Below are 3,142 nucleotides of genomic sequence, written 5' to 3'. Positions count from 1 at the left end.
CCTCCGCCACCCGCTGCCCGAGCCCCGGCGGCCGGGGCGGCACGTTCATGCTGAGGTCGAAACCGTCCGCCGCCACGGGCGCGGCGACGGCCGGGACACCGCGGACGAAGCTGCCGCTGCCGCTGCGCCCCTCGACCAGGCCCATACGCTTCAATTCGGTATAGGCGCGTGTGACGGTGGTCAGGTCGACGCCGAGCTGCGCCGCCAGCTGCCGCTGCGCCGGCAGGCGCGAGCCCGGAAGCAGCGCGCCGGAACGGATCCGGTTGGCAAACTGGTCGACGATCGAGCGGTATTTCGACATGGGTCAGGGGCTGCGACGGTTCATCGCAAAACCATACACTTGACGAAAGTGCATGGCAATATTAGATGATGAGCCATACAGTCACAGAGACGATCATGGCCCAGCCCACCGCCTATCCGACGCTGAAGCCCTTCGAGGTCGGCATCCGGGCCCGCTGCCCGCGTTGCGGCAAGGGCCATCTGTTCCGCGGCTTCCTGACCCTGGCCCCGAACTGTGAGGTCTGCGGCCTGGATTACGGCTTCGCCGACCCGGCGGACGGCCCGGCCTTCTTCGTCATCTCGATCGTCAGCTTCCCGGTGATCGCCTTCGCCGCCTGGCTGGAGCTGGCCTATGAGCCGCCGATCTGGGTGCACCTGCTGACCTCGGTGCCGCTGCTGATCGGCGGCTGCCTGGCGCTGCTGCGGCCGCTGAAGGGCTGGCTGGTCGCCGCCCAGTACATCAACGACGCCCGCGAAGCGCGGCTGGCCGGCAAGGGTGAGGGCTGAACGGCCGAAATACCGCAAGATCGGTCGAGCACGTCATGGTGGTCAGCGATTAACTGGAGGCGCCACGGAGGAGGGACGATGACGGCGGCGCTTCAAAACATCCATGCCCGGATGCAGCGGGTGCTGGATCATATAGACCGACATCTGGACGACGATTTGGACCTGGACGCGCTGAGCGGCATCGCAGCCTACTCGAAATATCATTTCCACCGGCAGTTCACGGCGACCTTCGGGCTGTCCGTGCATCGCTATATCCAGCTCGCCCGCATGAAGCGCGCTTCATACCGGCTGGCCTACAGGGACCAAAGCGTCACGGACATCGCGATGGATGCCGGCTACGACGCACCGGACGCCTTCGCCCGCGCCTTCCGGCAACGGTTCGGGCAGTCGCCTTCGTCGTTCCGGATGTCTCCCGACTGGGAGCCGTGGCTTGCGGCCTTCGGGCCTCTCGACAGCGCGAGGAGCAAGCTCATGCAGAAGAGTTTTACCGCCGGCGACGTGACGATCCGCGATGTGCCCCCCACGCCGGTGGCGATCATGGAGCATCGAGGCGACCCGGCGACGCTCGGCGCCACCATCCAGCGCTTCATCGCGTGGCGCAAGGCCGCCGGCCTGCACCCCAGGGCCAGTCCGACCTTCAATATCTGGCGGTCCGAGCGGTGTCCCGCATCGCCGGCCGATTACAGCGTGGACCTCTGCGTCGGGACCGATCGGCCGATCGAGACGAAGGGCGAGCGGATCAAGGCCGGCGAGATCCCCGGCGGACGCTGCGCGGTGCTGCGCGTCGTCGGCAACACCGACAATCTGGAGCCCGCCGCGCTCTATCTCTATCGCGATTGGCTTCCGGCCAGCGGCGAGGAAGCCCGCGACTTCCCGATCTATTGCCAGCGGCTGAGCTTCTTCCCGGAGGTGCCGGAGCACGAGGCGGTCGCGGACCTGTTCCTGCCGCTGCGGTGAGGGGCGGCCGCCGATGGCACCCTACCCCCCTGCTCTATTCGTCCCGACCGAGCCAGGGGTCCGGGCCCGGGTCGCGGCCGCCGGCCGCCTCGGCCAGACGGTCGAGGTAGTGGGCCCAGCCCTCGGCATGGCCGGCGCATTGCTCGGCCGTCGGCAGGCCGGTCTGCGTCATCCGCAGCAGCGTGCCGCCCGGCTGCTCGATCAGGTCGATCTCGACCAGACTCGAGCCCGGCGGCACCACCTCGCTGCCGTCCCAGCCGAAGCTGTAGGCCAGGCGATGCACCGGCACCACCTCGCGGAACGCGCCGCGGGCGAAGCGGGCGCCGGTGACGTTGACCAGGTAGAGACCGCCGGGCTGGGGGTCGAGTTGCGCCTCCGTGCCCATCCAGCGCAGGATCTGCTCCGGGTCGGTCAGGAGGGCGAACACCGCGGCGGGCGGCGCCGGGATCCGGGTCTCGCGGCGGACGACAAGATCGTCAGGCATCGGTCTCCTCCACGGTTTCGGCGGGTGGCGGTCCCTCGGGACCGGATCAGGCCTCGTGGCCGTCGCAGGGCGTCGTGGCGCCCCCGGGGTCGCGGCCGGCGGCCACCGCCGCCAGCCGGTCGAGGAAATAGGTCCAGCCCTTGGCGTGGGCCGGCACGGCCGAGGACGGCAGGCCGCTATGGGTCATCCGCAGCAGCGTGCCGTCCGGCTGCTCAATCAGGTCGATCTCGACCTCGCTCGACCCCGGCGGAACCTCGGCATTGCCGTCCCAGCCGAAGCTGTAGACCAGGCGGTGCACCGGCACGACCTCGCGGAACGCGCCGCGCACCACATTGCTGCCGTCGACGTCGAGCAGGTAGAGGCCGCCGGGCTGCGGCTCGAACGTGGCCGAATGGCCCATCCAGCGCAGGATCTTCTGCGGGTCGGTCAGGAAGGCGAAGAGGGTGGCCGGTGGCGCCGGGATCCGCATCTCGCGCCGGAAGACGGTCTGTTCGTCCATCGCGCTCCCCTTCGCCGCCGTGCCGGTCCCGATCGCCGGGTCGGCCGGCAAAATAACACGGCCGGGCCGGCCACGGCACGGTTTCAGGCATCAACGCGAAAGTGCGCGAGACCCAATCGGCCACCGATCGCCGGCCGCGTGACAGATCCCGCCCCGCGGCGGCATGATCGCGGCATGGATCTGCCCCCGTCCCTCGCCTGGCTCGTCGACGATGCCGGCGCCTCGCCCGGACCGGACCGCTTTCTGGCCGATCTCGGCGGCCGGCTACTGGCCGACGGGCTGCCGCTGGCCGGCGGCGCCCTGACCTTGGCGGTGCCGCACCCGATCGTCGCCCGCCGCACTTGGCTGTGGCGGGCCGGGACCGGGACCGTGATCGAGGCGCTGGGCTTCGCCGGCATGCCGCTGGCGGCGTCCGG

The 3,142-nt window shown here is 70.0% G+C and carries 6 protein-coding genes; 3 read left to right on the top strand and 3 right to left on the bottom strand.

All coding sequences use genetic code 11. The annotated features are described in order from the left end of the window. The coding region (locus tag P409_RS30345) for a GntR family transcriptional regulator (protein WP_034847225.1) at positions 1-301 on the bottom strand (301 nt) is incomplete at its 3' end. 95 nt (positions 302-396) lie between these two features. Here P409_RS30345 and P409_RS30340 point away from each other — a divergent pair. Together P409_RS30340 and P409_RS30335 are read left to right on the top strand one after the other, a co-directional pair. Continuing rightward, positions 397-786 carry a DUF983 domain-containing protein gene (locus tag P409_RS30340; RefSeq protein ID WP_034847222.1) on the top strand — a complete coding sequence of 130 codons (390 nt, stop codon included), beginning with the start codon at positions 397-399 and terminating at the stop codon, positions 784-786. Between the two features lie 78 nt (positions 787-864). Then, entirely contained in the window at positions 865-1,743 is an 879-nt protein-coding gene (locus P409_RS30335; RefSeq protein ID WP_034847220.1) for an AraC family transcriptional regulator, read from the top strand. A 34-nt stretch (positions 1,744-1,777) separates the two neighbouring features. On the opposite strand, the gene P409_RS30330 is transcribed toward P409_RS30335, so the two are convergent. Both P409_RS30330 and P409_RS30325 read right to left on the bottom strand, forming a co-directional pair. Beyond that, on the bottom strand, positions 1,778-2,227 hold the full coding sequence (locus P409_RS30330; protein WP_034847217.1) for an SRPBCC family protein: 450 nt from the start codon (positions 2,225-2,227) through the stop codon (positions 1,778-1,780). A gap of 46 nt (positions 2,228-2,273) precedes the next feature. After that, positions 2,274-2,726, bottom strand: a complete 453-nt coding sequence (locus P409_RS30325; RefSeq protein WP_034847227.1) for an SRPBCC family protein — start codon at positions 2,724-2,726, stop codon at positions 2,274-2,276. A 174-nt stretch (positions 2,727-2,900) separates the two neighbouring features. On the opposite strand from P409_RS30325, the gene P409_RS30320 reads away from it, so the two are divergent. Next, a partial coding sequence (locus P409_RS30320; RefSeq protein WP_034847214.1) for a hypothetical protein occupies positions 2,901-3,142 on the top strand: 242 nt, incomplete at its 3' end.

This window comes from Inquilinus limosus MP06 (assembly GCF_000767795.1).
In the GTDB taxonomy this organism is placed as follows: Bacteria; Pseudomonadota; Alphaproteobacteria; order DSM-16000; family Inquilinaceae; genus Inquilinus; species Inquilinus limosus_E.
Note: the sequence above shows the minus strand (reverse complement) of the source record. Positions and strands in the feature narration are given on the sequence as shown.